This window comes from Petrotoga halophila DSM 16923, assembly GCF_002924615.1.
The window spans coordinates 1-2225 of record NZ_JALY01000118.1; the positions used below are offsets into that span (position 1 = coordinate 1).

Genomic DNA, 2225 nt, shown 5'->3' on the forward strand with positions numbered 1-2225 from the left:
CCCAGTCAATATCAATCACTCATCTCTGTCAACGGTATCGGTCCTGTTATCTCCTCTGGTATCATCAGTGAGATAGGTACGATAGCTTCCTTTCAATCCCATGATAAGTTGGCTAAGTTTGCAGGACTGACATGGAGAAAACGTCAATCAGGGAATTATTCCTCTGATGAGACAGAAATGACTAAAACAGGTAATCCGTATCTTCGATACTACCTTATCGAAGCTGCTAGCTCCGTTAAAAATCATATCCCTGAGTTCGAAGAGTATTATCGAAAAAAATATTACGAGGTTACCACTCATCAACACAAAAGAGCCCTCGCGCTCACGGCTCGTAAGTTGGTTCGCATGATTTTTGCATTGCTGAGCAAAAATCGAATCTATTCAAATTACTAAGTTGAATAGATACAAGTGAATCTTTTTGTGTTTTCAAGCCTATTTTGTGTTTTTCTGAAAGTATGGGCATTGTCAGTTACGCTAATTTTTAACAATTTTTTTGATTTTTACTTCTTGACATATCACCGATTAGCTTTTAAGATATTTGATATCCATAACCGTCATTCTTTTGTAGTAATGTAAGATATTTTGGATGTACATCACCAACACCATTTAATAAAAAACTTGGTCTATGCCGTATTGCAATTCGTCCAATATGGATACCTTTATTTTTCCCTTTTGGTACGTTTGCTAAGACTATGTCGCCTGTTTTGTATCCCATATATGTTCGTTCTTTTGGGCGATAACTCTTTGGAAACCCATACTTATCTACAAAACACATTCTACGCATTCCATGACCCATCGCTGTAATTTCCAAGACTTGCATATCGGGTTCAATTTGAACGTTTTGACCACTTTCTCCTACACAAGCTGCATCTATCCAATGTTTTTTGGGATAATTTTGTGTCTCACGATTGTACTTTGTCCGTCCTCCTGTTCCAACTTCAATAGGTAATCCTTCTTTTTTTAATTGATTGAATATATACCAACGTGTAGCATTAACTGATGCAACATCTTTGAGGGACCCTTTTGCTCTTGCCTTTATTTGGTTCAATTTTTTAGGATTGTTAGCTAGGAACTCATCGATAGATTGATTATTTTTCTTCTGATTGCATTCATGACAGGCTAATGTAAGATTTGATACTCTGTTTGAACCACCTTTAGATTTGGATACGATATGTTCTATTTCTAACGGTACATTCTCTTTACCACAATATGCACATTTTCTACCCCATTTTTCAAGGAGATACGCTTTTACTTCATATCCATACAATGTCCCTCGTTGATACTCTATTCCCTTAATTTCTGGATTTTCAAGTTTTTGAGTGTCAAAACGGACTAACTCCATTGAAATACCTGTAATTGGTGCAAAGTGTCTAATACGTTTAATCCATGTGAGTATATTTTCTACACGACTTATAAGACTTGGTGGTAACCAATCTTTTGAACGTTTTCTATTGTCAAACCTTGCTTTACGATACCTTGTCTTTCGGTTTCTTCGTGAACGTCTTACAGCTCTACGAGTATCTAATGCTTTCTTGATACTTTGACCTCTGTGATGAATCTCAGCACTCCAAATAACTTCCTTACCATTTTTAAAATCCGCTACTAAAGTAACTCCTGTAGTTTTACTTCCGGGATCGATCTTAACCTGTATAGGTTGTGTATCTCCACCTGCACGATCTTTCAGAATAATTGTGAATGGATGGTATCGAAATATTGCTGCTTTTCCTTTTTTCAATAACTCTCTTGCCCTAGCAGGATGACATGGCATAAGTGGTTGTTTGTTCTTATCTAACACAAAAACTCGTTGTACAGATTTCTTTTCCATGGAAGTTACCTTCCTCTCCCTTTCGGGTTAAAGTGAGCCTCGCCAATGTTATTCTAGCTTTCTACGTTCCAACACACTGGCTTCAACCCCGTATGCCTGTTTAATGTTGAACGACAGGGCTTGGAACTGGCTCGGGCATTCCAAGGTGTCATGACCAGAATAACGTAGTTCTCCAAATTTGCCGTGAGGCCGTCTTCAAACTTAGGCTGGTCAACTCCGAGGCTTTTCGCCTCCGTCTTTAGACGGGGGTAGTTGACAGTATCACCTCTTATCTCATTGAATTTATGAAACCTTCTAATTTGTTTAAATCTATGCTTCTTTTAAAAAGTGGATCTTTGTTTTGCTTATAAATAGTCAATTGTTCTTCAAAAGTTGGTTTTCCCTTTTCTTCATATATTAT

General features: G+C 37.4%; 2 protein-coding genes. One reads left to right on the forward strand and one right to left on the reverse strand.

What is annotated here, in order from left to right; genetic code table 11:
- A partial coding sequence (locus AA81_RS05560) for a transposase (protein ID WP_146050350.1) occupies positions 1-393 on the forward strand: 393 nt, incomplete at its 5' end.
- Between the two features lie 136 nt (positions 394-529).
- Here the strand turns inward: AA81_RS05560 and iscB are convergent.
- Positions 530-1825 carry an RNA-guided endonuclease IscB gene (gene iscB / locus AA81_RS05565; protein WP_103898475.1) on the reverse strand — a complete coding sequence of 432 codons (1296 nt, stop codon included), beginning with the start codon at positions 1823-1825 and terminating at the stop codon, positions 530-532.
- Between the last annotated feature and the right edge of the window lie 400 nt (positions 1826-2225).